General features: G+C 62.2%; 22 protein-coding genes and 1 other RNA gene. 13 read left to right on the top strand and 10 right to left on the bottom strand.

Features of this window, described 5'->3' with window-relative positions:
* Nucleotides 1–92 precede the first annotated feature (92 nt).
* Nucleotides 93–1,421, bottom strand: a complete 1,329-nt coding sequence (locus tag ASD50_RS06110) for a GGDEF domain-containing protein (protein WP_056237468.1) — start codon at nucleotides 1,419–1,421, stop codon at nucleotides 93–95.
* Nucleotides 1,422–1,661: 240 nt separating this feature from the next.
* Between ASD50_RS06110 and ettA the strand changes: the two genes are divergently transcribed.
* Both ettA and tam read left to right on the top strand, forming a co-directional pair.
* Complete coding sequence (ettA, locus tag ASD50_RS06105; RefSeq protein ID WP_056237464.1) at nucleotides 1,662–3,311, top strand: energy-dependent translational throttle protein EttA; 1,650 nt, start codon at nucleotides 1,662–1,664, stop codon at nucleotides 3,309–3,311.
* Between the two features lie 55 nt (nucleotides 3,312–3,366).
* Nucleotides 3,367–4,137, top strand: a complete 771-nt coding sequence (tam, locus tag ASD50_RS06100) for a trans-aconitate 2-methyltransferase (protein WP_056237463.1) — start codon at nucleotides 3,367–3,369, stop codon at nucleotides 4,135–4,137.
* Between the two features lie 24 nt (nucleotides 4,138–4,161).
* On the opposite strand, the gene ASD50_RS06095 is transcribed toward tam, so the two are convergent.
* Both ASD50_RS06095 and tsaA read right to left on the bottom strand, forming a co-directional pair.
* Entirely contained in the window at nucleotides 4,162–4,476 is a 315-nt protein-coding gene (locus tag ASD50_RS06095) for a DUF2293 domain-containing protein (RefSeq protein ID WP_056237460.1), read from the bottom strand.
* Complete coding sequence (gene tsaA, locus ASD50_RS06090) at nucleotides 4,476–4,979, bottom strand: tRNA (N6-threonylcarbamoyladenosine(37)-N6)-methyltransferase TrmO (protein ID WP_056237457.1); 504 nt, start codon at nucleotides 4,977–4,979, stop codon at nucleotides 4,476–4,478. The genes ASD50_RS06095 and tsaA overlap by 1 nt, the downstream gene beginning before the upstream one ends.
* A gap of 156 nt (nucleotides 4,980–5,135) precedes the next feature.
* Between tsaA and ASD50_RS06085 the strand changes: the two genes are divergently transcribed.
* Together ASD50_RS06085 and metF are read left to right on the top strand one after the other, a co-directional pair.
* Nucleotides 5,136–6,149 (top strand): ArsR/SmtB family transcription factor, encoded by a 1,014-nt coding sequence (locus ASD50_RS06085; RefSeq protein WP_056237455.1) that lies wholly within the window; start codon nucleotides 5,136–5,138, stop codon nucleotides 6,147–6,149.
* Nucleotides 6,149–7,069 carry a methylenetetrahydrofolate reductase [NAD(P)H] gene (gene metF, locus ASD50_RS06080; RefSeq protein ID WP_056237453.1) on the top strand — a complete coding sequence of 307 codons (921 nt, stop codon included), beginning with the start codon at nucleotides 6,149–6,151 and terminating at the stop codon, nucleotides 7,067–7,069. The genes ASD50_RS06085 and metF overlap by 1 nt, the downstream gene beginning before the upstream one ends.
* 356 nt (nucleotides 7,070–7,425) lie before the next feature.
* Here metF and ASD50_RS06075 read toward each other — a convergent pair whose 3' ends face one another.
* On the bottom strand, nucleotides 7,426–8,343 hold the full coding sequence (locus tag ASD50_RS06075; RefSeq protein ID WP_056237449.1) for a DMT family transporter: 918 nt from the start codon (nucleotides 8,341–8,343) through the stop codon (nucleotides 7,426–7,428).
* A 201-nt stretch (nucleotides 8,344–8,544) separates the two neighbouring features.
* Here ASD50_RS06075 and ASD50_RS06070 point away from each other — a divergent pair, with 201 nt between their 5' ends.
* Nucleotides 8,545–9,765: an alanine racemase gene (locus ASD50_RS06070; RefSeq protein ID WP_056237446.1), complete on the top strand. Its 1,221-nt coding sequence runs from the start codon at nucleotides 8,545–8,547 to the stop codon at nucleotides 9,763–9,765.
* A gap of 74 nt (nucleotides 9,766–9,839) precedes the next feature.
* Here the strand turns inward: ASD50_RS06070 and ASD50_RS06065 are convergent, their stop codons facing one another.
* Together ASD50_RS06065 and ASD50_RS06060 are read right to left on the bottom strand one after the other, a co-directional pair.
* Nucleotides 9,840–11,015, bottom strand: coding sequence for a lytic murein transglycosylase (locus tag ASD50_RS06065; RefSeq protein WP_056237626.1), 1,176 nt, complete (start codon nucleotides 11,013–11,015; stop codon nucleotides 9,840–9,842).
* 91 nt (nucleotides 11,016–11,106) lie between these two features.
* Nucleotides 11,107–11,910: a GH25 family lysozyme gene (locus ASD50_RS06060; RefSeq protein ID WP_413813877.1), complete on the bottom strand. Its 804-nt coding sequence runs from the start codon at nucleotides 11,908–11,910 to the stop codon at nucleotides 11,107–11,109.
* A 171-nt stretch (nucleotides 11,911–12,081) separates the two neighbouring features.
* On the opposite strand from ASD50_RS06060, the gene ASD50_RS06055 reads away from it, so the two are divergent.
* Complete coding sequence (locus ASD50_RS06055; RefSeq protein WP_056237443.1) at nucleotides 12,082–13,473, top strand: serine hydrolase domain-containing protein; 1,392 nt, start codon at nucleotides 12,082–12,084, stop codon at nucleotides 13,471–13,473.
* Here ASD50_RS06055 and ASD50_RS06050 read toward each other — a convergent pair.
* The 3 genes from ASD50_RS06050 to ASD50_RS06040 form a co-directional block, all read right to left on the bottom strand.
* A complete protein-coding gene (locus ASD50_RS06050; RefSeq protein ID WP_056237441.1) occupies nucleotides 13,445–14,125 on the bottom strand; it encodes a class I SAM-dependent methyltransferase in 681 nt (226 codons plus the stop codon). The two genes, ASD50_RS06055 and ASD50_RS06050, sit on opposite strands and share 29 nt — an antisense overlap.
* The gene (locus tag ASD50_RS06045) at nucleotides 14,122–15,369 is read right to left on the bottom strand and encodes a DUF3419 family protein (protein WP_056237438.1); all 1,248 of its coding nucleotides are present in this window, start codon (nucleotides 15,367–15,369) and stop codon (nucleotides 14,122–14,124) included. The genes ASD50_RS06050 and ASD50_RS06045 overlap by 4 nt, the downstream gene beginning before the upstream one ends.
* A 221-nt stretch (nucleotides 15,370–15,590) precedes the next feature.
* Nucleotides 15,591–19,340 (bottom strand): hydantoinase B/oxoprolinase family protein, encoded by a 3,750-nt coding sequence (locus ASD50_RS06040; RefSeq protein ID WP_056237435.1) that lies wholly within the window; start codon nucleotides 19,338–19,340, stop codon nucleotides 15,591–15,593.
* Nucleotides 19,341–19,532: 192 nt separating this feature from the next.
* Here ASD50_RS06040 and ASD50_RS06035 point away from each other — a divergent pair, with 192 nt between their 5' ends.
* The 5 genes from ASD50_RS06035 (at nucleotide 19,533) to rnpB (ending at nucleotide 22,688) form a co-directional block, all read left to right on the top strand.
* Complete coding sequence (locus tag ASD50_RS06035; protein WP_056237430.1) at nucleotides 19,533–19,799, top strand: hypothetical protein; 267 nt, start codon at nucleotides 19,533–19,535, stop codon at nucleotides 19,797–19,799.
* Between the two features lie 120 nt (nucleotides 19,800–19,919).
* The gene (locus ASD50_RS06030) at nucleotides 19,920–20,639 is read left to right on the top strand and encodes a J domain-containing protein (RefSeq protein WP_056237622.1); all 720 of its coding nucleotides are present in this window, start codon (nucleotides 19,920–19,922) and stop codon (nucleotides 20,637–20,639) included.
* Nucleotides 20,636–21,406 carry an N-acetylmuramoyl-L-alanine amidase gene (locus ASD50_RS06025; protein WP_056237425.1) on the top strand — a complete coding sequence of 257 codons (771 nt, stop codon included), beginning with the start codon at nucleotides 20,636–20,638 and terminating at the stop codon, nucleotides 21,404–21,406. Before ASD50_RS06030 ends, ASD50_RS06025 begins: the two co-directional genes overlap by 4 nt.
* 180 nt (nucleotides 21,407–21,586) lie before the next feature.
* On the top strand, nucleotides 21,587–22,234 hold the full coding sequence (locus ASD50_RS06020; protein WP_056237423.1) for a lytic transglycosylase domain-containing protein: 648 nt from the start codon (nucleotides 21,587–21,589) through the stop codon (nucleotides 22,232–22,234).
* A gap of 56 nt (nucleotides 22,235–22,290) precedes the next feature.
* An RNA gene (gene rnpB, locus ASD50_RS06385) (RNase P RNA component class A) lies at nucleotides 22,291–22,688 on the top strand.
* Between the two features lie 87 nt (nucleotides 22,689–22,775).
* Here rnpB and ASD50_RS06015 read toward each other — a convergent pair.
* Complete coding sequence (locus ASD50_RS06015) at nucleotides 22,776–23,909, bottom strand: cystathionine gamma-lyase (RefSeq protein ID WP_056237420.1); 1,134 nt, start codon at nucleotides 23,907–23,909, stop codon at nucleotides 22,776–22,778.
* Between the two features lie 396 nt (nucleotides 23,910–24,305).
* On the opposite strand from ASD50_RS06015, the gene mraZ reads away from it, so the two are divergent.
* Together mraZ and rsmH are read left to right on the top strand one after the other, a co-directional pair.
* Entirely contained in the window at nucleotides 24,306–24,764 is a 459-nt protein-coding gene (gene mraZ / locus ASD50_RS06010) for a division/cell wall cluster transcriptional repressor MraZ (protein ID WP_056237417.1), read from the top strand.
* Nucleotides 24,761–25,777, top strand: a complete 1,017-nt coding sequence (rsmH, locus tag ASD50_RS06005) for a 16S rRNA (cytosine(1402)-N(4))-methyltransferase RsmH (protein ID WP_056237414.1) — start codon at nucleotides 24,761–24,763, stop codon at nucleotides 25,775–25,777. Before mraZ ends, rsmH begins: the two co-directional genes overlap by 4 nt.
* Nucleotides 25,778–25,779 lie beyond the last annotated feature (2 nt).

The following is a 25,779-nucleotide window of genomic DNA, read 5'->3' as shown; positions in this document are numbered from 1 at the left end:
CCTGTCCCCTCGGCGTGGAGAGTAGATCGGGCGGGAGTGGCGTCAAGACGGCATCCGACCGGAAATCAACGGTAGCGGAAAGGCGGACGAAGTCAGTGACCGTTGCCGGCCGAAAGGGGTGGTTGTGCTGCGGGTTCGGCAGCTGAAGGTTCGCCGACGATCCGGTCGCGCCCACTGGCCTTGGCGTGATAGAGGCGCTGGTCCGCCACGGCGAAGAGTTCGGACAGGCCCGGGGTCGAAATCGACAGGGTGGCGATGCCGGCGCTTATCGTCAGCTCGGAAAGTTTGGTGACGTTGGCTGCCTTGACGGCATGGCGGATGTTTTCGCCAAGCAGGCGGGCAACCGCATGCGGGTGAGGGCAGAGGACCGCGAACTCCTCGCCGCCGGTGCGGTAGACGCGATCGCCGGGACCGGCGACATCGCGCAGCAATATGGCTATCGACCGCAGCACACGATCGCCTTCGGCGTGCCCGAAGCGGTCGTTGATCGACTTGAAGTGATCGACATCGAGCACGATCAGGCTGAGCGGTTTTCCGGAAGCGAGACTTGCGGCAACGTCCTGCTCGCCATCGGTCTCGAAGCGGCCGCGATGCCAGAGGCCGGTGAGCCCGTCACGCCCGACGTGCTGGATCAGCGCCTCGTAGCGCTCGCGATATGTCAACATCTCGAAGATATCGCCGAGGCCGCGTGGTGCGGGGATGGGGTGCGACTCCGCCCAGCGGATATAGGCCACGAGCATCATGCTGTAGGTGAAGGCCGCCGCCATCTTGGCATACCAGCCGCCGAAGAAGACTTCCGTCGGTGCGCCGGTGACGAAGTGAAGCGCGGTGAAGAAGCCGATCTGGTCGAAAGTCAGCACGCAGGCGGTTGAAACAAGAATGCGGGTAAACAGCGCCTTGCGCAGAAATCTGCCGAGCCGCTCATAGAGCAGGATGATGAGTATGGCATCGACGAAGAGCAAGGCCGTGCCCCAGACCATCAGCCAACCCATCTGGTCGATGAAGGCGATGTCCGGGCGTTGTCCATTGGGCAGCGGGGCGATGTCGTGCTGGCGCAACAGCAGGACAAGGCCGATCATCAAGGCGTTGCCGAACAGCAGGCCGTAGATGGGCTGCCGCACGGTGGTGGCGTCTTCCTTCATGTAGACCAGCAGCAGCATGACCAGCTTGCCGGAAAACAGCACCGACGAGCCGGGTGAAACGATGCCGAACGGCAAGGCGACGTAGAATGCGCTGGCAAGATAGGTTTCGAGGAAATGCATGACGCCAAGCGCGCAGAAGAAAACGCCGATGCCGATGCGTTTGCGAAGCCGGAACAGCGTCACCATCACGCCGAAGTAGGCGGCTGCTTCAAGAAAGAGCAGAAGGCTGTTGTGCAATACGATCGGCTCCCAACTGCGGAAATCGCGAAGCGCCGGCATTTCCTTCCACCCCCTTTTGCCGGGGAAGGGTTAATTGCGCCTTTCTTTTGCGTGGATTTGTATAGGTCTATGCGGAGTTCGTGGGGCGAGCCATGGTATTGGGCCGTCAAGGGGCCTTATCGAGGAGCGACCCGGCAACTGGCGCCGAAAGCGATTGCCGTTTCGCCCCCTATCGCCTACATAGCGGCCAACCTCCGTCCAGCGTGACCGAGAAGGTCACCTTTTTCAGGGAAAGCGCGCGTGGCACGCCAGTTCATCTATCATATGGCCGGCCTTTCAAAGGCCTACGGCACCAAGAAGGTGCTGGAAAACGTCAACCTGTCCTTCTACCCGGATGCCAAGATCGGCATCCTCGGGCCGAACGGCGCCGGCAAGTCGACGATCCTGAAGATCATGGCCGGCCTCGACAAGGAATACACCGGCGAAGCATGGCTCGCGGAAGGCGCGACGGTTGGCTATCTCGCACAGGAGCCGAAACTCGATCCGGCCAAGACGGTGTTCGAGAACGTCATGGATGGCGTTGCCAGGAAGACCGCGATCATCGAGCGCTACAACGAGCTGATGATGAACTACTCCGACGAAACGGCGGAGGAATCGGCCAAGCTGCAGGACGAGATGGACAGGTTGAACCTGTGGGATCTCGAACAGCAGGTCGAAATGGCGATGGAAGCGCTGCAATGCCCGCCGGGCGATGCTGAAGTAACCAACCTTTCGGGTGGCGAGCGCCGCCGCGTGGCGCTGTGCCGCCTGCTTCTGGAGCAGCCCGACCTGCTTTTGCTCGACGAACCGACCAACCATCTGGACGCCGAAACGACAGCCTGGCTGGAAAAGCACCTGCGCGACTATCCGGGCTCGGTGCTGATCATCACCCACGACCGCTACTTCCTCGACAACGTGACCGGCTGGATTCTCGAACTCGACCGTGGCCGCGGCATTCCCTACGAGGGCAACTACACAAAGTATCTCGACGCCAAGGCCAAGCGCCTGATCCAGGAAGGGCGCGAGGACGACGCCCGCCAGAAGGCGATCTGGCGCGAGCGCGAGTGGATCGCGTCTTCGCCCAAGGCGCGCCAGACCAAGTCGAAGGCGCGTATCCAGGCCTATGAAAACCTGGTCGAGCAGGCACAGAACCGCAAGCCGACGGATACGCAGATCGTTATCCCCGCCGGTGAGCGTCTCGGCAATGTGGTGATCGAGGTCGACAGCCTGAACAAGGGATTCGGCGACGAGTTGCTGATTGAAAACCTGTCTTTCAAGCTGCCGCCCGGCGGTATCGTCGGCATTATCGGCCCGAACGGCGCCGGCAAGACGACGCTTTTCAAGACGATCACGGGCCATGAAAAGCCGGATTCCGGTTCGATCCGCATCGGCGAGACCGTCAAGCTCGGCTATGTCGACCAGAGCCGCGACGCGCTCGACCCGAACAAGACCGTCTGGGAGGAAATCTCGGGCGGCGCCGAGGTGATCAAGCTTGGCAAGCATGAGGTCAACAGTCGCGCCTATTGCTCGTCGTTCAACTTCCGCGGCGGCGACCAGCAACAGAAAGTCGGCAACCTCTCCGGCGGCCAGCGCAACCGCGTGCACCTGGCCAAGATGCTGAAGAACGGCGGCAACGTGCTGCTGCTCGACGAACCGACCAACGACCTCGACACCGAGACGCTGGGCGCGCTCGAAGATGCGCTTGAAGCTTATGCCGGCTGCGCCGTCATCATCAGCCACGACCGCATGTTCCTCGACCGCATGACCACGCACATGCTGGCCTTCGAGGGCGATGCGCATGTCGAGTGGTTCGAGGGCAACTTCGAGGAATACGAGAAGGACAAGGTGCGCCGGCTGGGCGTCGAGGCAACCACGCCGCACCGCATGACGCACAAGAGACTTACCCGCTAAATTACCACTACGCCCCGCTGACAAGCGGGGCGTTTTTGATTTTAAGGAAACTTTCATGGCCGACTGGTCCGCCGCCCAATACCTGAAATTCGAAGACGAGCGGACCCGGCCGGCGCGCGACCTCGTAGCGCAAGTGCCGGTGCCGAACGCCAGGCGGGTTGTCGATATCGGCTGCGGGCCGGGCAATTCGACCGAGTTGCTGGTGGAGCGGTGGCCGCAAGCCGAGATCAGCGGCTTCGATACCTCGCCCGACATGATCGAGAAGGCGCGCAAGCGTTTGCCGAATGTGCGCTTCGAACTGGCGGACGCCGCCGGGTGGAAGCCTGAAAAGCCGGTCGATGTAATTTTCGCCAATGCGGTGTTCCAGTGGCTGCCGGAACATCCGGCGGTTTTCCAGCGGCTGATGGGATTGCTTGCGCCCGGCGGGGCGCTGGCGGTGCAGATGCCCGACAATCTCGGCGAACCTTCGCACAGGCTGATGCGGGAAGCCGCCGCCGAAATGCCTTTCGCTGCCAAGATGGCGGGTGCGGCGCGCGATCCGCTGCCGCCGGTCGCCTTCTACTACGATCTGCTGACGCCGTTGGCCGACCGGGTCGATATCTGGCACACCCACTACAACCACCCGCTGGCCAATGCCGAAGCTATCGTGGAGTGGTTGAAGTCGACCGGCTTGAAGACCTTCATCGATCCGCTGGACGAGGGCGAGAAACAGGCGTTCCTTGCCCGCTACCTGGACAAGATCAGGCAGGCTTACCCGCCGGCCGACAATGGCAAGGTCCTGCTGCGCTTCCCGCGTCTGTTCATCGTGGCGAAGCGAGGGGCGTAAGCCCAGTCATTTGGCGGCGCAATTCTAGGCGTCGTCATCATCCGGGTCGAGCAGGCGGGTAGCCCGCCATTTGGTCAGCCACGCATTGATGTCGTTGACGACGAAAAAGCGGGCCGCATCGCGGTCGTAGCCTTCGGCGAGAAGCTTCTCGTAGTCCGTATGCACATGGCGGACGTGAGCCACGGTGGCAAGCCACACCGCAATCGTCGGGGGCAGGGTTTTCAGGTGCCTGGACGCGGCGTCTTCGCGTATCCGCTCCATGTCGGAATAGGGAGCAACAGGCAAAAGCGCCGTCAGCGCCTTGGCTATGGCGCGGCGTCGCCCGGTCGGTGCGTTCATCACCGGGGCCTGTCCGGCGTCGCGGCATCGGCGAGCGTATCGACCGACGGAAAATATGGCTTGATGTCGATGACCGGGGTGCCGTCGAGCGCGTCGATGGCTTCCAGTTCGATCACGCCGGTTTCTTGATCGACACCAAGCAATCTTGCCGTGTGCAGGCCGACGGGGTTGGGGCGAATGGGAGAACGCAAGGCGAAAACGCCTTTTTCTTCAGCGGCATGGCGCGGTTTCTGGACAATCAGATTCCGCGGCACTTTGTGCAGCCAGGTGAAGATGTGGGCGTGGGTGTAGCCCTTAAGGCCAAGCAGGCCTTCGCGGTAGGGCGGGTCCAGCACCAGCGACGCGCGCTGGCCCGTTTCAAGGGCTGCGCGCATGTTCTTGGGGCATTCGGCGCGCTCACGCCATGGCGAGCGGATGCGGCCGATGAAAACGATGTGGGCGTCGCCGGGCAGGGAGGCGGGGTCGAGCGCCATCACCTTTTCATTGTCTCGCAATTCAAACATCGAAGCCGGTCCCGATTCGGAAGGAGTATGGTCGTGCGCCGACAGCGTAGCAGGTGGAAGCGCACGGCGGCAGCGGTTCTTGTCGTGATATTGGCTGTTGTCTTGCCGATGAAAATGACATAAACATATCTTTATATCTTTTCGAAAGATTGGCGAATGGACGTTTCACTCGACACCATGGTGGATACATTGAAGGCGGCGGCCGAATCCAGCCGGCTGCGTATCCTGGCGCTGCTGTCGCGCGGCGACCTGACCGTTTCGGACCTGACCGAAATCCTCAACCAGTCGCAGCCGCGCGTGTCGCGGCATTTGAAGCTTCTGCTGGAGGCCGGCCTGATCGGCCGCTACCAGGAGGGCTCGTGGGCCTTTTTCCGCTTGTCGGATTCGGATGCGGCGCGCGAGTTCGTAGTCGGCCTGATTGCCGGTATCCGCAGTATTGACCCGCAGGTCGAACGCGATCTCGAGCGCCTGTCGGCGGTGAAACGCAAGCGGCAGGAGCGGGCGGCGGAGTATTTCTCCGAGAACGCGGCGAGCTGGGACGAAATCCGCTCGCTGCATGTGCCGGACCGCGCGGTGGAGAGCGCGCTGCTCGCGCTGGTCGGCAAGCGCCCGTTCCAGTCGATGCTCGACCTCGGCACCGGTACGGGGCGGCTGTTGGAGATTTTTGCGCCGCTTTACCGGCGCGGCGTCGGCATCGACATGTCGCGCGAGATGCTGACGGTGGCGCGCGCCAATCTCGACAAGGCCGGCGTCACCAACGCGCAGGTGCGGCAGGGCGACATCTTCGCGCCGCCGGTGGAGCGCGACGCCTTCGACCTGGTGACGATCCATCAGGTGCTGCACTATCTGGACGACCCGGCCCGTGCGATCAGGGAGGCGGCGCGGCTGCTGAGGCCATCCGGCCGGCTGGTCATTGTCGATTTTGCCGCACACACGCTGGAATTCCTGCGCGATGACCACGCCCACCAGCGCCTCGGCTTTTCCGACAGGCAGATCGGGGAGTGGCTGAACGAGGCCGGCCTCGATCTGGAAACCAGCCAGGATTTCGAACCGCGCGGCAACAGCGAGGCCAAGCTGACCGTCAAGCTCTGGCTTGGCCGTGACAGGCGTCTGCTCATTGCCGATCCATCCAACGGCAACCAATCCATCAAGATCGGGGAAGTCGCCTGATGAGCCAGTTCCGTTTTTCACGCCGGCCCGACATTGGCGACAAGATAAGGGTCTCCTTCGAGTTTTTCCCGCCGAAGACCGACGAGATGGAAGCGCGGCTTTGGGAGACGGTGAAGCGGCTGGAGCCGCTGAGGCCGAACTTCGTTTCGGTGACCTATGGCGCCGGCGGTTCCACGCGCGAACGGACGGCGCGCACAGTGGCGCGCATCCTTGGCGAGACGTCGCTCAGCCCGGCGGCGCACCTGACCTGCATCGATGCAAGCAGGGAAGAGGCCGACAACGTGATCCGGCAGTTCGCTGCGCTCGGCATCACGCGCTTCGTGGCGTTGCGTGGCGATCCGGCAGCGGGTGCCGGCACGCGCTACCAGCCGCACCCGGACGGTTACGCCAACGGCGCGGAGATGGTTGGCGCGCTCAAGCGTCACGGCGATTTCGACATTTCTGTTTCCGCCTATCCCGAGAAGCATCCTGAAAGCCCGGACTTCGCCACCGACATCGACATGCTGAAGCGCAAGGTGGACAATGGGGCGACGCGGGCGATCACCCAGTTCTTCTTCGACAACGATATCTATGAGCGTTACGTCGAGCGCGTGCGCCGCGCGGGCATCTATATCCCGATCGTGCCGGGCATCCTGCCGGTCCACAACATCGCGCAGGTGGCGAGTTTTTCAGGGCGCGCCGGAGCCCATGTGCCGGTTTGGCTGAGGGAGCGGTTCGACGGGCTGGAATCGGACCCGCAGACGCATGCGCTGGTGGCGTCAGCCGTCGCGGCCGAACAAGTGCTGGATCTGGTCGAGCGCGGGGTGGGGGATTTCCACTTCTACACGATGAACCGGGCCGATCTTGCCTTTGCCGTTTGCCACATGATCGGCATCCGCTCGCACAAGCCCGAGGCGAGCCCGAATTCAGCGGCGGCCTAGAGAGCAGCAGAAACAAAAAGGCCGGGGAAAATCCCGGCCTTTTCGTCTTCTCTGCTTTGTCAGGTGCTAGCCTTCTCCGCTTAAGCGGTTATGGAAGAACGCCCACGATAAGAGCGCCGATAAAAGCGAATGCAGCGCAGATCATCAATGCGTTGATTGGCCTCGTCAGTCCCATGGATAGCCTCCTCTTGAAAAGCTATGGCCGGAATCTAGAAGCATTTCGGCCACAGGCAAGCGGAAAATGTGCTGCATTGCGACGCAAATGTGGAATTTTCGACCTACTTTTGGCGTTAGGCGTTGAAATTCCTTGGCAAACGGCATCGGCCCGACTGTGAATAAATTGTGGCGCGATCGTGTCATTTTTTGTGAAAGAGGCGACCGTCGATGGTCACAAGGCCGAGGGCGATGATGGTCATGCCGACGATTTCGAATGCCTCCAGATGCTCGCCGAGGAAGGCAACGCCGAGGAGAATTGCGCTGACCGGCACGACCAGCGTGACCAGCGAGGCATTGGTCGCGCCAGCCGACGCGACGAGGTTGAAGTAGAGGATGTAGGCGAAGGCCGTTGACAGGATCGCCAACGCCAACACTGCGGCCCAGACGGGTGGACTTGCCGAGAACAGGCCCGATGGTCCGTGAACCACGAGGACGACCGGAATCATCATGATCGTGGATGCGGTGAACTGACCGGTTGCGACAACCGGAGAAGGCACACCCTTGAACCGCCGGGCAATCATCAGCGCCACCGCGTAGGAGATCGTTGCCCCGATCAGGGCGAACTTGGCCCAGACCGGGCCGCTGAGGCCGGATGAGAGGCCGGGGCCGATCATGACCACCGTTCCTCCGATGCCGAGAGCGATGCCGGCGATCTTGCCGGGCGACAGCTTTTCGTCATCGGTCAAAAAGTTGGCGATGATGAGCGTCCAGAATGGCGTCGTGGCGTTCAATATCGCCGCCAGCCCGGCGCCGAGTTCGGTCTGGCCGGCAAAGATCAGGGAGAAGGGGATGACGTTGTTGGTCAAGGCCAGCGCGAAGAACAGGCCGGTATGTGTGAAGGCGATGCGGAACGACGGACCGCGAAGGGCGAGATAGAGGTGGAGGACGAGCGCGGCGATGGAGACGCGGAAAAACACCAGAACGAACGGGTGAATTTCCGCGACGGCAATGCGGGCAAAGAAGAAGGAGCCGCCCCATATCGCGCCGAGAACAAGCAATTGCGCCCAATCCTTCAGCGCCATTGGCTCGCGCTGTGCCGTCTCGGTCATCGTTGTCATTGGGGTATTCCTGAAAAATGCGCCGAAGATGTCGGTTCCAGCTTCCTGAGGCACTTTATGGCGCGTAGCCACCCGAAACAGGCAACCTTCAACTTGCCCTGCGAGATTTAACTCCGCCCGGATGCATGAGCGAGGCATGGAGGGGTTTTCATTCTTCCCCGGGCGGGATTAGTTTTGCGCGCCGAAACAGGGATTCGCTTGATGCAGCGATTCGACAATGCGCGCGCCGCAGCGCTGGCTTTGCGCCCGGACGAACCGGTTTATTGCTTCCGGCCCCAGGTGCTGAAGGACGATGCCGTGCAGTTCATGGGAATGTTTCCGGGCAAGACAGCCTATGCGGTGAAGACCAACGGCGAACCCATCGTCCTGAAGGCGCTGGTGGAAGCCGGCGTGACTGCCTTCGACGTTGCGTCGCCGGGTGAGTTTGCAGCGGTGCGGGCGGTGTCTGACGATGCGGAGATGCTCTACATGCATCCCGTAAAGGCACAGGCCGACATCAAGCTGGCGCTGGAAAAGTACGGCATCCGTGTCATCTCGGTCGATCATGAGGATGAAATCACCAAGCTGACGCGCGTGGTGCGAGCGCTCGATATCGACCCCGGCGCGATCACGGTTTTTGTGCGGGTGCAGACCAAGGGCCATGCCGCCTATGAATTGTCGAAGAAATTCGGCGCGGGCCCCGCCTATGCTGTTGAACTGGCCGAACGCCTCGCCAAGACGGGCTATAAGGTGGGCCTGTGCTTCCATGTCGGCAGCCAGATCGAAGACCCGGATACCTATGAGCGTGCGCTGGCCTCGGCGGACTGGGTGCGCAACCGGCTGAGCTTCGATCTCGCGGGGCTCGATGTCGGCGGCGGTTTTCCGGCCGAGTACGGCCATGATCCGAACCGCAAGCAGGTCGAGATGCCGTCGCTCGGGCAGATCATGTCGCGCCTGTCGGGGGACATCAAGGAATACCAGTTCGACCAGATGCCGCTGGTGGCCGAGCCGGGACGGGTGATCGTGGCGCGTTGCCTGTCGCTGATTGTGCGCGTTTTGCTGCGCAAGGGCAGGCGGCTCTACATCAATGACGGCATATGGGCTTCGCTGTCGGATTCGTGGACGGGAAAGATCACGCTGCCGGCCCGCTTCATTCCCGATCCGGCCATCCGTTCGCGCAATGGCTCGGAGAAGAACATCGTGCCGTTCAAGGTGTGCGGGGCGACCTGCGATTCCGTCGATATCCTGTCGCGGCCATTCCGGCTGCCAGAGACGGTCGATACCGGTGACTGGATCGAGATAGGCCATATCGGAGCCTATTCGCTGTCGTTACGCACGCGCTTCAACGGCTTTTATCCGGACACTTTCGTCGAAGTCACCACGCCGTTCGACGAAGGCGACGCGCCGCAGGGCTTCGCGAGCCTCGAGACGATGGCGGACTAGGGCAGCATGGCAGTAGGGCAGTAGGGCAGTAGGGCAGTAGGGCAGTAGGGCAGTAGGGTGGCTGCCTCGCAAGCCTACAGTTTCGCCAGCAGTTCCTCGGTTGGCCAGCCGTCAACGGCGAGACCGAGCTTCATCTGTTCCTGCCGAACCGCTTCACGGGTGTTGGTGCCCAAAATGCCATCTACGGTGCCGACGTCGTAGCCCTTGGCTTCCAGCTTCGACTGCAACTCCTTCATCCTGTCGCCGGTAAGGCCGGGCTCCGCATTACGCGGATCGTAAGGCGAAGCGCCGGCGAAGCGCGTGGCCAGCACGGCTGCGGTGAGCGCATAGGTGAAGGACTGGTTCCATTGCAGGTAGACGTCGAAATTGTCGTAGGCGAGGAAGGCCGGCCCCTTACGGCCCATTGGCAGGGCAAGGCCGGCGTTGAGGCCATTGTCCACAAGAGGCGTGCCATCTGGCCGGGTGACGCCCCACTCGGCCCATTTGGAGAGCGGCAGCTTATTGGTGCGGCCGGTCTGGTCCCACGGCAGGTCGTCGGGAACCCGGACTTCCTCGATCCAAGGCTGGTCGCTCTTCCAGCCGCGGGAAAGCACCTTGTTGGCGGTGGTCATGATGACATCAGGCGCGCTGCGACGCAGGTCCACGATGCCGTCGCCGTCGCCGTCGATACCGCGCGCCAGATAGTCGGATGGCAGGATCTGCGTCTGGCCGATCTCTCCTGCCCATGCCCCGCTTACATCGGCCGGCAGGACACCGCTATCGATGAGGGTGAGAAGCGGCACAAGCTGGGGCCGGAAGAGTTGCGGCCTGCGGCAATCATGGGCCAGCGTGACCAGCGCGCTCAACGTATGGAAGTCGCCTTGCACAGCGCCGAAATCCGTTTCGAGCGCCCAGAAGGCGGTGATGATTGCCGGCTGGACGCCGAACTGCTGGTCAGCGCGGGCAAAGACATCGGCGTATTTCTTTAGGTTGGCCGCGCCCTGCTTGAGGCGGTAGTCGGAAATCATGCGGCCGGAAAACTGGACGAAGGTTTGCGAAAAGACGCCTTGGGCCCGATCGCGGGCCAAGACCTTGGGATCTATGGCTGCCGCCTCGAATGCCGACAGGCCGGCTTCGCCGACGCCCGCGGCCCTCGCTTCCGAGGCGATGCCCTGTTTCCAGGTCTCGAAATCGCCGCCGCATTGCTCGGCCATTGCCGAACCGGCCGCGGCTGACAGCAGCGCCGCGAGAACAATCGAGTGCAGTCGCATGACAACCTTCCGGCCTGAGGCGTGTTTCGCCGCGTTTGCCTGACGCCACTTGTGCGTCAATGTTGTCGAAAAGCAGGCTAGTTCCGCGCTGTCAACGGGTGTTCTGCCGCAGCCATTTATCCCAGGTGGCCGCCGAACCGTTGAACACGTTGATATCGGCGTCGCCTCTTATGCCCGGCACAATGCCTGTTCCGGTGTATTGCCAGAAGGTGAAAGGGTGGCTGCCATACTTCTCGCCGGGATGTCCGGCGACCGAGCGCAACCAGTAGGGATAGCCCCTGAAGGTCGAGAGGTTGTTGTCGTCGAAGAAATCGATCGAGGTGTAGATGATCGGCTTCTTGCCGTAGTGGCTCTCGATGATCGACAGGAAGGTGCTCATTTCGCTGCGCACGGTTTCGGGCGGCGGCCGCAGTTTGCAAGTGGGCGATAGCGGGTTCCATTCCATATCCAGCACTGGAGGCAGGGCCGAGCGGTCATTTGGAACGTTCTCGATGAACCAGCGCGCCTGTTCCGCGGCAGGGCGGCAGAAATAGTAGAAATGGTAGGCAGCGCGCGGGATTCCCGCGCCTCTGGCCCCGCGCCAATGTTCATGGAAATAGTCGTCGACGCGGTCGCCGCCTTCCGTCGCCTTGATGAAGGCGAAGGAGATGCCGCTCGCTTTCACCCGCTGCCAATCGATGGAAGTCTGGTATTTGGAAACGTCGGTGCCGTGGACTGCATAGTGCCACGGCGCGCGGCCGGTCCACTCGTGGGGGTCCCTGTCCTGAAACCGTGGCGAATGCGATGTGCCGGTGGCGGACGGGCCACTGACGGGAGCGAGGTCATCGATGGTGGTGCAGGCACTCAGCAGCGTCAATGCAACCAGCAGCGCAAGTTTGCGCATCAGTTCCCCCAAAATCCGTCAGGCCAAAGTCGAGATGAGGGCGTGCATTGCCAGCCGCCACCCCCTGCTTCTATCGTCGCGTTGCCCCATCGTCATCTATCAACATGGTTGATATTCGATTGATGGCATTCGAGAGTGCTGGGGCGATTTGCGCAAGCGCCGGTGGTTTTGAAAAGGTTTGGAATGCGGTTTCTGTTCAAGATCGTCGAATGGCTGGTGGTGCTGCTCGTCCTTGCGATCATCGGCGTATTCGCATGGCTCTATTTCGCTCCGCCGGACCTGATCCGGGTGGGATCAGGCTATTCCGCCAAGATTGTCTGCTCCAATGTGTTCCTCGCTGGCCGCGATGCTGACGAGGTGCTGGCGGTCGATGTCCAGGCGCCGGGCCATCCGCTGCTCAAGCTGATGTCGGTTTCCGTCGACAAGGAGGCCGGTACCGTTTCGGCGGGACTGTTCGGCATCCTGGGCAAGAGTGTTGCCGTGGTACGTGACGGGCTCGGTTGCACCAATGTGCCGGACGGTGACGTAATGAAGGCGAGGGAACTCGCTGGACCGGCGCTGCCATCTACCGAGCCTGCCGATGCGCTGTGGCCGGAAGGGGATCGGATAGAGCCGTCGCAGTCGGCAGACGTGGCTGCGGTCCTCGACGACAAGGCGCTGACCGGGGAGGGAATGCGCGCGGTTGTCGTCGTCAAGGATGGCAGGATCGTTGCAGAACGCTATGGCGAAGGTTTCGACCAGAAGACACCGCTTCTCGGCTGGTCGATGACCAAGACGGTCAACGCCGCGATCCTCGGGACGCTGGTCAAGGACGGCAAGATCGGCGTGGACGGCAGGAAACTCGCCAAGCCGTGGGATGCGGACGACCGCGCGGCGATCAGCGTGTCCGACCTGATGGCGATGTCGAGTGGCCTCGAGTTCAACGAGGACTATGGCGACGTCACCGATGTCACGCGCATGCTCTATCTCGAGCCCGACATGGCAGGGTTTGCCGAAGCCAAGCCCCTGGCCGGCGAGGTGGGCGCGGCGTTTTCCTATTCGAGCGGCACGGCGATGATCCTGTCGCGGCTGTGGCAGGAAGCGCTGAGAGACCCACAGGCGGCGATCGGCTGGCCGCGCAAGGCATTGTTCGATCCGCTTGGCATGCGCAGCGCCGTGCTGGAGACGGACGAGCGCGGCACCTTTGTCGGCTCCTCCTATCTTTACGCCACGGCCCAAGACTGGGCGCGGTTCGGCCAGTTCCTGCTGGAGGACGGGAGCTGGAACGGACAGGAAATCCTGCCCGCCGGGTTCGTGACCTGGATGCGCGAAGTGGCGCCGGCGTCCAACGGGACCTATGCCAAGGGCCAGCTATGGATTTCCGGCCCCGGCGACGAGGAGGTGTCAGGCGGCGGCGAGGGCTGGGGATTGCCGGCCGATACGTACTGGCTGGAAGGCCATGACGGCCAGTCGGTCGCGATCGTGCCTTCGGAGCGCCTGGTTGTGGTTCGCATGGGGCTGACGCCGTCGAAGCTCAACTACCGGCCGCAGAGGCTGGTGTCGGCGCTTATCTTGCCGTTGCGCCAGCCGCGGTAACGACTGCGAGGACGGCGTAGCCGCGATAGAGCGTTTCGAAACAAAGGCTTGCGCCTACGCGTGCAGATCCTGATTCCAGCACCTCGCGCAGCCGGTAGCGCGGCGTGACATGGAACTTGGCAAGCCATGCGCGAAGCAGGCCGCGGAACCATCGCGGCAGGCCCTCCTGCTGGCCGAAGTCGACGATGTGCAGCGATCCGCCCGGCTTGAGGGCGGCGAGTGCTGCGGAAACGGTCTTTTCCCAGCCGGGGATCATCGACAGGGAGTAGGAGATGAAGACCCGGTCGAAGCGGGCGATGCCGAACAAGGCTTCAGGGTCGAACCGGGTCGCATCGCCCTGGGCAAGCCGGATGCGGCTGGAAAGTGCCCGGCCATCGACGGCTTTTTGCGCCGTTGCCAGCATTTCGGCCGAGATATCCAGTCCGTACAGGCGGGCGTCCGGATAGCGCTGCGCCGCCATGACGAGATTGCGGCCCGTGCCGCAGCCGAGCTCGAGGATGGCCGCACCGGCAGGTGCGTCCAGCCCATTGATGAGGCGGTCGCGGCCGAGCAGGTAGTATTTGCGGGTCAGGTCGTAGATATGGCGCTGCCAGCGGTAGGTGCCGTCCATGAGGGCGGCATGGTTCTGCGCCCGCGTCGAGGTGGAACTCATGCCGGTTTCTTCACGTAGAGATGGAAGCCGCCATAAATCGCTGAGCGGTCGCGACTGGAGAAGTCGAGCGAGGCTTTTTCCTCGTAGGCCCACTGGTCTAGCAAAGTGGGCGAAAGGCGGCCCGGCAACAGGCTCGGCTCGGCGGCGGTGCGGAAGATGACGCGGGCCCCTGCGGATGCGGTGCGGGTGATTTCCGTCCACAGGCGGTTGAGCAGGTCGTCGGTCATCCAGTCCTGCGCATCGAGCAGCACGAAGCGATCCACGGAGCCGGCGTCCTTTTCGGCGAGGAAGTCGATCATGTTGGCGTGGTGGATGGCGATGTTGCCGGCTTTTTCGCGCAGCAGGCGGTAGTTCCGCTGCTCGAGATAGAGCGGCAGCGCCGCTTCGCTTTCGGCCGGATAGCGGCGCGCGAAAGCCTGCCACGCGAAGTAGTTGTCCCGCAGCGGAAAGTCGCAGGCGAGCTTTTCCAGCCTCGCCCTGAGCACGCCGGCCATTGAACCGTCGCCGGAGGTGAGGAGCGCGTCATACTGCGCAGGCGGGATACCGAGACCGAACAGGGAGGATTTGCGCGAGGTCGCCCATTTCACCCAGGGTCGGTCGAAAACCGGGGCCAGCTTCTGGTCGAAGAAGCGGCGCTGTTCAGGCAGCGACTTCGCATTCATGATCTCGGACGGGTCGATGCCATGCAGCTTCGCAGCCTTGTGTCCGGCGGCGATGAACAGGCCAAGCAAACCGGTACGATAAAAGTTGGCATTGAACACTTCGATGCGACGCTTGCCGCGCCAACTGCGCCGCTCCCAATAGTGCCGGCTCACCGGATCGAGGTGCGGGGCAACGAACCGGTCATAGGCAAGGGAATTGTATGGATTGTCGGTTGTGCCGAAGAAGCGGAAGAAATCGGCATGCGAAGGCAAGTGGCGAAGGGCGGCCAGCTTCATGCGGTTGAGCGCAATATGCGCGGCGTTGAGATCGACGGCATCGATGCGGGCGGGCAGGCGGGTGAGGTAGGCGAGGAGATTGCAGCCGCCCGATGCGATGGTGACGACGCGATGGCCTTCGCCTAGCTGCATGGCCTCGATGTCGATTTCGGGATCTTCCCAGATCTGCGGATAGACGAGGCCGGAGAAGGCCAGCGCAAACAGCCGCTCCGACAAGCCTGCCTTCGAGAGTGCCCTGTTCTGGTAGACCGCTTTTCCAACCTGTTTGCCGCGCCGATAAACGAGTTCGTTGGAAACGTCGGACATGGAAGGCGATTCTCCGGTTGCAGTGCGCAAGCGGGTAACGCAGCGGCGTGACAGTCGGATGACGGGGCGGCTGGCCTAGAGCGTGTCATGGTTAGATAGAATCATTCTGTTTGCCTGCGGCGGTCGCCCACTTTGTCGGCTTGCTCGGCCGATGAACCACATCGACCTTCGCAACCCTTCGCGTGGATCACCTCGCCGCACGACAAACAGAATGATTCTATCTAACCATGACACGCTCTAGGCCTTCCGTATCCTCCCGCCGTCGGCGTGGTGACGATGACGGCTTCGCCGCGATCGAGCTCAGTCTGGTCGCAAGCCTTCAGGACCTGGACCGCACCGTCGTTGCGCCGCACTTTGGTCGAGCCTTGCTCGCCGTCGCCGCCGCCTGCCAGACCTTCTGGCGGGCGGTTGCGGTGCGAGGACAGGATGGCGCATTCCATCTTTTCGAGGAAGCGAATGGTCCGCTGCGTTCCGTCGCCGGCGCTCCATTTTCCCGTGCCGCCGGAGCCCTCGCGGATGTGGAAATCCTCCAGCACGACCGGGAAACGCAGTTCAAGAACTTCGGGGTCGGTGAGGCGCGAGTTGGTCATGTGCGTGTGCACGCCGGAGGTGCCTGCGAAGCCCGCGCCGTCGTTCTTAATGCCGGCGGGCGAGCCGGAGCAGATGGTTTCGTAATATTGGTAAGCGTCGTTGCCGAAGGTGAGGTTGTTCATGGTGCCCTGCGCATTGGCAAGCGCGCCCATGGCGCCGAAAAGCGCATTGGTGACATGTTGCGAGGTCTCGACATTGCCGGCCACCACCGCTGCCGGATAGGACGGCTTCAGCATGCAGCCGTCGGGGACGATGATGTTGATTGGCCTGAGACACCCGGCGTTCATGGGGATGTTGTCTTCCACCATGACGCGAAAGGCGTAGAGGACCGCGGCGCGCGTGACCGGTTCGGGCGCGTTGAAATTGTTCCTCATCACCGGCGAGGTGCCGGTAAAATCGACGGTGGCCTGCCGATTGGCGCGATCAACGGTGATCTTGACCTTGATCACCTGGCCGGTATCGGTCGGGTATTCATATTCCGAGCTGTCAGGCAGGCGCTCGAGCACGCGGCGCACGCTTTCGGCGGCGTTGTCCTGAACATGACCCATATAGGCCTCGACGACATCGAGGCCGAAATGGGCGACCATTTTCTTCAATTCCGCAGTGCCTTTTTCATTAGCGGCGATCTGGGCCTTCAGGTCGGCGACGTTCTGGCGCGGATTGCGCGCGGGGTAGGGGTGGTCGGTCAAAAGGGCATGCAGTTCGGCCTCGCGGAAGCGGCCGCGTTCGACGATCTGGAAATTGTCGAAAAGGATGCCTTCTTCATCAACCGTGGTGGCCAGCGGCGTCATCGAGCCGGGGGCCGTTCCGCCGACATCGGCATGATGGCCGCGCGAGGCGGTCCAGAAGAGGATTTCCTCTTCCTTATCGTCAAACACCGGCGTCACCACGGTGATGTCGGGCAGGTGCGTGCCGCCATTGTAAGGCGCGTTGAGCGCAAAGACGTCGCCGGGGCGCACATTGCCGGCGTTGAGCCGGATGATGGTTTCGACCGACCGATCCATGGACCCAAGATGAACCGGCATATGCGGAGCGTTGGCTACCAGCGCGCCGGTGCCGTCGAACACCGCGCAGGAAAAATCCAGCCGTTCCTTGATGTTCACGGAATAGGCGGTGTTCTGGAGCGTGACGCCCATCTGCTCGGCGATCGACATGAACAGGTTGTTGAACACTTCCAGCATGACCGGATCGGCCTTGGTGCCGAGGGCTTCCTGACGGCGCTTCTTTTCGATGCGGCGCATCAGGACGTGGTTCCTGGCGGTAATCGTCGCCTCCCAACCGGGCTCGATCACGATCGTCTGGTTCGGCTCGATCACCAGCGCCGGGCCGAGGATCTTGTGGCCCGGCTTCAGTCGATCACGGAGGAAAATGCCGGCATCGCGCCAGTCGCCTTCGATAAAGATCCTGCCGGTTTGTGAGGACGTTGCGGCGATGTCCTCGATATCTGAAACAAGCTCGCCCAACCCCTTGGTGCTGGTGTCGGAGCCTTCGACGCCGACCGCTTCGACGACCATGGGTTTTCCGTCATAGATGAAGCCGAAGCGGGCCTTGTGATCGGTCTCGAAGCTCGTTCTCGCCAGCTCGATCGATCCGTGCCCGAAACCTACCGGAAGCGAGGTATCCGTCCCGTCATAACGGATGTGCAGGATCGGCTTCACGGCAATTGCCGAGTTGGCAACGCCTTGTTTCGCAAGTTCCTCCACGACCGCCTGCTCAAGTGAGCCGATCAACTGATCGATTGCCAGCAAGGAAGAATCTTCCAGCGGCTGGAGCAGCGCCTGCTGGCGCGAGGCGAAGATGGAGGACAGGCCGATGCCGTAGGCGGAGAGCAAGCCCGAAAAGGGATGGATGAGCACGGCTTCCATGCCGAGCGCATCCGCCACCAGGCAGGCGTGCTGGCCACCTGCGCCGCCAAAGCAGTTCAGCAGGTACTCGGTGACATCATAGCCGCGCTGGACAGAAATCTTCTTGATGGCATTGGCCATGTTTTCGACCGCGACGGTGATGAACCCTTCCGCCACCGCTTCCGGCGTGCGGCCGCCACCGATCTCGGCTGCCAATGCCTCGAATTTCTCGCGTACGATGGATGCATCCAATCTCTCGTTCTGATTGGCGCCGAAGATTGCAGGGAACAGGTCGGGCTGGAGCTTGCCCAGCATCACGTTGGCATCGGTGACGGTGAGCGGTCCGCCCCGCCGGTAGCAGGCGGGGCCGGGATTGGCTCCGGCGGAGTCGGGGCCTGCCCGGAAGCGGCCAGCCTCGTAGTGGAGGATCGAACCGCCGCCCGCAGCGACGGTGTGAATGCGCATCATCGGCGCACGTACCCTGACGCCCGCCACTTCGGTATCGAAAGCACGTTCGTAGTTGCCGTCATAATGCGCGACGTCGGTCGACGTGCCGCCCATGTCGAAGCCGATGACCTTGCCGAAGCCGGCAAGCTTCGCGGTTTCCACCATGCCGACGACGCCGCCAGCCGGCCCGGATAGAAGCGCATCCTTGCCCTGGAACATGTCTGCCGCGGTCAGGCCGCCCGAGGACATCATGAACATTAATCTTGGGCTCGCGGCCGAGCGCTCGCTCCGCTCGCTGGCCTCCGCCGGGGCGGGTGAACCATCACTCGGCGCGCCGTCGCGCGCTCGGACTTCGGCCGGAATGGCTGGGCTTTCGGTCTGCGTGTTGTCGACGCCGAGTTCCTGCGCGACGTTGCGGACGTAACGCGACAGGATGGGCGAGAGGTAAGCATCCACCACCGTCGTGTCGCCACGCCCGACCAGCTTGATCAACGGCGAGACTTCATGGCTCACCGAAATCTGGCCGAAGCCAAGCTTGCGGCAGACCTTGGCGACGGCGTTTTCGTGATCGGGATATTTCCATGCATGCATGAAGACGATGGCAACGGCATCGATGCCGTCAGACTTGGCCTGTTCGATGGCGGGCTTGACGTCCGCGATGTCGAGCAGGCGCTCGACGCAACCGTCGGCGAGGACACGTTCATCCACCTCGACCACACGTTCATAGAGTTGCTCGGGCAGGATGATCTCTTTGGCAAAGATGTCGGGCCGCGCCTGGTAGGCGATCCGCAGCGCGTCTCGAAAACCCTTGGTGATGAGGAGCAGGACGCGGTCGCCCTTGCGTTCGAGAAGCGCATTGGTAGCGACCGTCGTACCCATCTTGAGATCGCCGATAAGGTGCGAGGGAACCGGCTCATGCGATTTCAGGCCGAGCAGGTCGCGGATGCCCTGAATGGCGGGGTCCGAGTAGGCTTCGGGGCTCTCCGACAGGAGCTTGCGGGAATGAAAGAGGCCTTCTGGATCACGGCCAATGATATCGGTGAAGGTGCCGCCGCGATCGATCCAGAAATCCCACTTGGCGTTCGGCATCGCCCGCTCTCCGCTGATATTTTCCACGCCTGTTAGACCGCAATGGATTGATCGACAACGGTTTTGACCCGTTGGCCCAAAAGAGGCGTTGTTACAGATCGAAACGCAACGTTATGAAACGGATTGGCGCGACGGACATTTTCTCCTCGACCGCCCGCCGAAACGGGGGCGTTATTATGAAGGAGAGATAAGATGAAGAAGCTCATTCTAGCGTCGGTTTCTGCCCTTGCCCTTTTCGGCGTTGCTGCCTGCAGTGACAGCGGGACCGATACTACTACGACCCAAAGCACCAATCCTCCGGCTGCCGAACAGCCGATGACGCCGGCAACACCCGATGCGACGACACCGCCTGCGACCGATAATTCCACGACGCAGAGCATTACGCCTGCGCCTTCGGATGGTGCGGCCGATGATGGTGCCATGACGCCCGTGCAGCCGGCACCTGCGCCTGCGCAGTAATCCGCTTCACATGTCAGGAAAGGCCGGCATTTGCCGGCCTTTCCTTTTTGCGCGGCCAATCCGCGCGCCAGGGCCGATCATAGCTTGATAGCGGCGGGGCGTTCGCTCTATGAAGCGCCCATGTCGATCTGGCTTCGCATAGGTGAATTCATCCAGCGCATGTCGGCTTCCGCGACCCAAGGGGTGGCGGAGGTTGTCGAAGCCGTGCGTACCGTGTTCGCTGGCGATCCAGAATTGCGGCGCAGGGTTGCGTTCTCGGTCGCGATGATTGCGCTTTCGGCCAAGATGGCGAAGGCGGACGGTGTCGTCACGCAAGACGAGGTGCGCGCCTTTCAGGCTATTTTCGAGGTGCCGAAGGAAGAAGCGCGCAACGTGGCCCGTCTCTACGACCTTGCCAAGCGCGATATTGCCGGTTTCGAGGCCTATGCCGAGCAAATGGCCGGGCTGTGTGGCAATGGCGCCCACAACTGCATGATGCTTGAAGACATACTGGACGGTCTTTTCTATATCGCGACCGCCGATGGCGTGCTGCATGAACGGGAAGGCCAGTTCCTGCGCCGTATCGCCGAAATCTTCGAAATCGAAGACGCGCACTACGAGACGATCCTGTCGCGGCATGTCGACCTGGGCGACGCGGACCCTTATGTCGTGCTTGGCATCGAGCGCGGCAAATCGCTGGTCGAGGTCAAGAAGCACTACCGCAAGCTGGTGGCCGACAATCATCCCGACAGGCTAATTGCGCGCGGCCTGCCGCAGGAATTCATCAAGATCGCAACGACCCGGCTGGCGGCAATCAATGCCGCCTACGAAATCATCGAGCGGAGCCTGCAAGCGGCATGAGCGGTTTCCTGCCCGACCACGCCGGAGCAGATGTCAGGGTTTCGCCGAATTTCGGACCGCGAGAAGGCACGCGCAAACCGGACATGATCGTGCTGCACTATACCGGGATGGAAACCGGGCAAGGCGCGGAATCCTGGCTTTGCGACCCGGCAAGCGAAGTGTCGTCGCACTACCTTGTGCATGAGGATGGCCGCATCGTGCAGATGGTTCGCGAGAGCGACCGCGCCTGGCATGCGGGAAAGAGTTCATGGCGCGGCGTAACCGATACCAACTCGCGTTCGGTTGGTATCGAGATCGTTAATCCCGGCCATACGCTGGGCTATCCGAAATTCCCCGTAATCCAGATCGATGCGGTGGTCGATCTTTGCCGGGGCATCATTGACCGATACGGCATCGCGCCGGAGTTTGTGCTGGCGCATTCCGATGTCGCGCCGGGGCGCAAAGTCGATCCGGGTGAAAAATTCCCGTGGCCGAGGTTGTTCGAGGCTGGGGTGGGGCATCTTGTGAAGCCGGCGCCGATCAGGCGCGGGCGCGTGTTGCACCGGGGCGACGAGGGACGCGCCGTCGAAGAGTTGCAATCCATGCTGGCTCTCTACGGCTATGGCGCGGAAATCACCGGCAAATTCGACCAGCAGACCGAAATCGTCGTCGAAGCATTCCAGCGCCATTTCCGGCCGCGCCGCGTGGATGGGATAGCCGATGGCTCGACAAGGCGTACGCTGGCATCGCTGCTCGCGTCGGTTGAACCAAGTCTAGGTCAAGTCTGAAACAGGGTGATCTAGATTACAACGTGTCACCCAAAGTGACTTGATCCGCCTTCTTTGGCACAATTTCAGCATTCAAAGCGCAGGCCGAGCAGGTTCCGGATGTCTTTTGCAAGATGTTCAAGCCTCGATGAAGCCCTTCCGTGTGAATACATTCCCACGGCCAAATTAGTATAGGATCTTATGAAGAAGTTGTCCGTTCTGACAGCGGCCATTGCCGCTGGTGTGTTAACTATTGCCGCAAACACGGCGCAGGCAGGGCGCATGGAACTGCCCGGCATGATCGGGGCCGCCCAATCGCAAGTTGCGCCCAAGAAGGCCGAGAAAAAGCAGGCTTCGGAAAAGAGCGCCAAGGCTAGCGTTGCACCTGCCAAGAAGGCCACCAAGACTGCGTCGAAGAAGTCCAAGAACGAGACAAAGCAGGTTGCTTCGAACTCGGCGAGCGGGCCGCGCTTCAACACGATCGTCCAGCGCTATGCCGCCAGCTATGGCGTGCCAGTTTCGCTGGCGCATGCGGTCATCCAGGTTGAGAGCAACTACCGCACGAACGCCGTGGGAAGCGCGGGCGAGATCGGCCTGATGCAGATCAAGCCGGCAACGGCAAGGATGATGGGCTACAGCGGCTCCGCCAAGGGGCTGTTCAATCCCGAGACGAACATCAAGTACGGCATGAAGTACCTGGCGATGGCGCATGACCTCGGCGGCGGCACGACGTGCGGGACGATCCTGAAGTACAATGCAGGCCACGCCGCGCGCCGCATGAATCCCGTCTCGTCAGCCTATTGCAGCAAGGTGAAGGTGCAGATGGCGGCGCTCGGCTCGTCGATTTAACGGCTGCGACTGCTTTTTTGTTGCGTTTTGGCTGGCTAGCCCCTTTATACGCGCTGCCAGCTGGCCGGGCGGCCGCACCTGCGAGAGCCGAAAGGCTGCGGGTGAGGAAAGTCCGGGCTCCATGGAAACACGGTGCCGGCTAACGGCCGGCGGGGGCGACCCCAGGGAAAGTGCCACAGAGAGCAGACCGCCACGAACTTCGTGGCAAGGGTGAAAGGGTGGGGTAAGAGCCCACCGCGCGACCGGCAACGGGAGCGGCATGGTAAACCCCACCGGGAGCAAAACCGAATAGGGGCGGTGCGAGGGGAAACCCTCGGGGGCTGTTTCCCGCCCACCGCCCGGGTAGGTTGCGTGAGATGCCTGGCAACAGGCGTCCAAGATGAATGGCCGCCACGTTTCCGCGCCGCAAGGGGCGGAGGCCATACAGAACCCGGCTTACAGGCCGGCTGGCATTTTTCCTTTTATTCCAGATGGATGCGCTGGAAGGCGGTGACGGCGATTCAAGTGCGTCTTGAACCGCCGCACTGTTTTGGCGCGCCGCCTATTCGGACAGGCGGTCAAGCGATCCCTTGATCGCTTCCCATAGTTCTTCGGCCGGCTCGCAGCCGATCGACATGCGGATAAAGCCGGGAGGCACGATGTCGCCGCGGCGCGTGCGGCGTTCGGCCGATGTGTGCACGCCGCCAAAGGAGGTGGCGGATTCCATCAGTTCGCAACCGTTGATGAAATCCTCGGCGGCATCCTCGGAGGCGACGACGAAGCTGATCAGGAAGCCGAAGCGCTCCATCTGGGCGCGGGCGAGGTTGTGCGACGGGTCGCCTTCGAGGCCGGGGAAACGGACCATGCGCACCTTGGGATGGGCCTTGAGGCGCGGCGCGATGTATTCTGCGGTGTCGCACATGCGCTCGAAGCGCACGTCCAGCGTTTCCAGGCCGCGATGCACCAGCCAGGCTTCGAACGGGCCGGGGATCGCGCCGCAGGTCTTGCGCCAGTCCCTCACGGCTTCGATGATATCGGGATTGCGGCTGGCGACATGGCCGAACAGCACGTCGGAGTGGCCGTTGGGCGCCTTGGTGTCGGCGGCAACGACGATATCCGCGCCGAAATCGAGGGGCCGTTGGCCGAGCGGTGTCATGGTCGTGTTGTCCACCACCAGCAGCGCGCCGGCGGCATGGGCAGCCTTGGCCACGGCAGCGATGTCGCAAATGTCGAGGCCGGGATTGGACGGCGTTTCCATGAAAGCCAGCTTGTAGCCGGCAAAGCCGCCGTCGAGGAAGGTGGCGGTTGGGCGGGTGTCGTATTCGACGCCGAACTTCTTCAGGAAGCGGTCGCCGATGCCGCGCGTGGTCGGGTAGCCGTCACTGGCGATGAGAACGCGGTCGCCGGCCTGCAAAAGCGCGAAGAACACGGCTGAAATCGCACCCATGCCGGAAGGAAAGCCAACGCAGGGCGCGTCTTCCATATGGGCGATCATGTGTTCCACTGCATCCCAGGTCGGGTTGCTGAAGCGGCCGTACTGGTGGAAGCCGGTTGCATCGCCCGGAGCGTGGAAAACCGCGGCCATGGTCAGCGGCAGCGGGATGGAATCTCCTTTTTTGAGCGAAGCGCGGCGGAGGTGGGACAAGGCTGCGGCGCGGGACTTGGCGTTACCGGACCTCGATGGGGTATCGGACATTTATAGGCAACTTTCTTCATTCTGCAGAAACGCAGGTTGACGCTATGCCTGCACGGCGCGCGCTGCAAGAGACAGGCGTTACGCCAACCCATTTCTAAACGGTTCGTTAGTCTTAATGGAACATAAAGGCGAGCATGCCGCACAAGTGCTTCGTGAGGTCGAAGCGAGCGGACAACCGAGCCTGTTCCCGTTGACGCCCATAGTTGCCCATGGTATCCCATATCGAGATTCAAGCCTTCGTTTCGTGTCAGGGTGAAGCGTACGCCAGACGGGCAGCCGCAACGGCTTTCCGTGCGACGCAATTTGCCCGCTCGAACGGTGAGAATCGCCAGCAAACGCGCCGCGGCGGCGTGAAGACGGGGAGGGATGCAGCGGCGCAAGCGGCTGTGGCGCGTAATGGACCGATTTCTGTCGAACTCAGTGAACAGGATAGACGCCAAGGGGCGCGTCTCGGTACCGGCGCATTTCCGTTCCGTCGTGCAGAAGCGCGGCTATACCGAGCTTTACGCGCTGCGCTGTCTCGATGTTCCTGCGATGGATGTCGGTGGTCTCGACCTGCTCGACCGCTACGAAGAGCGTATCGCGCAGGAGGACCCGTTTCTCCAGACCGCGGACGACATGTCTTTTTTCTGTCATGGCGACGGGACGTTTTTAAAGCTCGATCGGGACGGACGCATCACGGTTCCGGACTTCATCAGGGAACATACCGGAATTGGCATGGAAGTGGCCTTCGTCGGCCGCGGCCAATTCTTTCAGATCTGGGAGCCTGGCCGGCTTGCCGCCTATGGGGCGGAAGTGCGGGCGAGGCTGTTGAAGCTTCGACAGGGGACGAAGCTTGGGGAGCGACCGGAATGATGACGGGTCGCGGCGATGACAACACCGCCGTTGGCGGACTGATCCGTCACATTCCGGTCCTTCTTGCCGAGGTGCTTGAAGCCTTGGCGCCGAATGAGGGCGACATCATCATTGACGGGACCTTCGGTGCCGGTGGCTATACGAGCGCGATCCTGGACAGCGGCGCGTCCGTGGTGGCGATCGACCGCGATCCCGATGCAATCGCTGCCGGCAAGGCTTTGGAGACGCAGTCGCAAGGACGTCTCCGGCTGGTGCATGCGCCGTTCTCATCGCTTGCCGAGCAGATAGACGAGGCTGACGGGGTGGTGCTGGACATCGGCGTTTCTTCGATGCAGCTCGACCAGGCCGAACGTGGATTTTCCTTTCGCACGGACGGTCCGCTCGACATGCGCATGGCGCAGGCCGGTCCGAGCGCCGCCGATATCGTCAACAGGCTCAAGGCCGGCGATCTCGCCCGCATCTTTGGCTTTCTCGGCGAAGAACGCCATGCCGGCCGCATTGCCCGCATGATCGAAGCGCGTCGTGAAAAGAAGCCGTTCGAGCGCACGCTTGACCTGGCGGATGCCATCGAGACCCATATCGGTCGCGCGCCCAAGGACAAGATCCATCCGGCGACGCGCGTTTTTCAGGCGCTGCGCATCTACGTCAACGACGAGCTTGGTGAACTGGCCAAGGCGCTGATCGCTGCCGAAAAAGTGCTGAAGCCGGGCGGACGTCTGGCCGTGGTGACTTTTCATTCGCTGGAAGACCGGATCGTCAAACGCTTCATCGCTGACCGCGCCGATGCCGCCGCCGGCTCACGCCATATGCCCGAGGCGCAAGCGCGGACTGCAACTTTCCAGAAATTGGGCGGCGGGATCACGCCGGGCGATGCCGAAGTGTCGCAGAATCCGCGCGCGCGTTCTGCGCGTCTGCGCGCTGCCATCCGCACCGAAGCTCCGGCGCGCGGCGAAGACTTTTCGATTTTCGGCCTTCCAAAGCTGCCCGGCATCCACCAATCGGGAGAGAGGTGAGC

This window comes from Mesorhizobium sp. Root552, assembly GCF_001427285.1.
Classification (GTDB): Bacteria; Pseudomonadota; Alphaproteobacteria; order Rhizobiales; family Rhizobiaceae; genus Mesorhizobium.
Note: the sequence above shows the minus strand (reverse complement) of the source record. Positions and strands in the feature narration are given on the sequence as shown.

Coding starts and splice junctions, on each gene's coding strand:
- ASD50_RS06020 (WP_056237423.1), top strand. CDS start 21,587: ATGAAGAAGTTGTCCGTTCTGACAGCGGCCATTGCCGCTGGTGTGTTA.
- rsmH (WP_056237414.1), top strand. CDS start 24,761: ATGATGACGGGTCGCGGCGATGACAACACCGCCGTTGGCGGACTGATC.
- tsaA (WP_056237457.1), bottom strand. CDS start 4,979: ATGTTTGAATTGCGAGACAATGAAAAGGTGATGGCGCTCGACCCCGCC.
- tam (WP_056237463.1), top strand. CDS start 3,367: ATGGCCGACTGGTCCGCCGCCCAATACCTGAAATTCGAAGACGAGCGG.
- ASD50_RS06065 (WP_056237626.1), bottom strand. CDS start 11,015: ATGCGACTGCACTCGATTGTTCTCGCGGCGCTGCTGTCAGCCGCGGCC.
- ASD50_RS06015 (WP_056237420.1), bottom strand. CDS start 23,909: ATGTCCGATACCCCATCGAGGTCCGGTAACGCCAAGTCCCGCGCCGCA.
- ASD50_RS06110 (WP_056237468.1), bottom strand. CDS start 1,421: ATGCCGGCGCTTCGCGATTTCCGCAGTTGGGAGCCGATCGTATTGCAC.
- ASD50_RS06085 (WP_056237455.1), top strand. CDS start 5,136: ATGGACGTTTCACTCGACACCATGGTGGATACATTGAAGGCGGCGGCC.
- ASD50_RS06095 (WP_056237460.1), bottom strand. CDS start 4,476: ATGAACGCACCGACCGGGCGACGCCGCGCCATAGCCAAGGCGCTGACG.
- ASD50_RS06055 (WP_056237443.1), top strand. CDS start 12,082: ATGCGGTTTCTGTTCAAGATCGTCGAATGGCTGGTGGTGCTGCTCGTC.
- ASD50_RS06035 (WP_056237430.1), top strand. CDS start 19,533: ATGAAGAAGCTCATTCTAGCGTCGGTTTCTGCCCTTGCCCTTTTCGGC.
- ASD50_RS06050 (WP_056237441.1), bottom strand. CDS start 14,125: ATGAGTTCCACCTCGACGCGGGCGCAGAACCATGCCGCCCTCATGGAC.
- ASD50_RS06075 (WP_056237449.1), bottom strand. CDS start 8,343: ATGACAACGATGACCGAGACGGCACAGCGCGAGCCAATGGCGCTGAAG.
- ASD50_RS06040 (WP_056237435.1), bottom strand. CDS start 19,340: ATGCCGAACGCCAAGTGGGATTTCTGGATCGATCGCGGCGGCACCTTC.
- ASD50_RS06070 (WP_056237446.1), top strand. CDS start 8,545: ATGCAGCGATTCGACAATGCGCGCGCCGCAGCGCTGGCTTTGCGCCCG.
- ASD50_RS06045 (WP_056237438.1), bottom strand. CDS start 15,369: ATGTCCGACGTTTCCAACGAACTCGTTTATCGGCGCGGCAAACAGGTT.
- ASD50_RS06030 (WP_056237622.1), top strand. CDS start 19,920: ATGTCGATCTGGCTTCGCATAGGTGAATTCATCCAGCGCATGTCGGCT.
- ASD50_RS06025 (WP_056237425.1), top strand. CDS start 20,636: ATGAGCGGTTTCCTGCCCGACCACGCCGGAGCAGATGTCAGGGTTTCG.
- mraZ (WP_056237417.1), top strand. CDS start 24,306: ATGGACCGATTTCTGTCGAACTCAGTGAACAGGATAGACGCCAAGGGG.
- metF (WP_056237453.1), top strand. CDS start 6,149: ATGAGCCAGTTCCGTTTTTCACGCCGGCCCGACATTGGCGACAAGATA.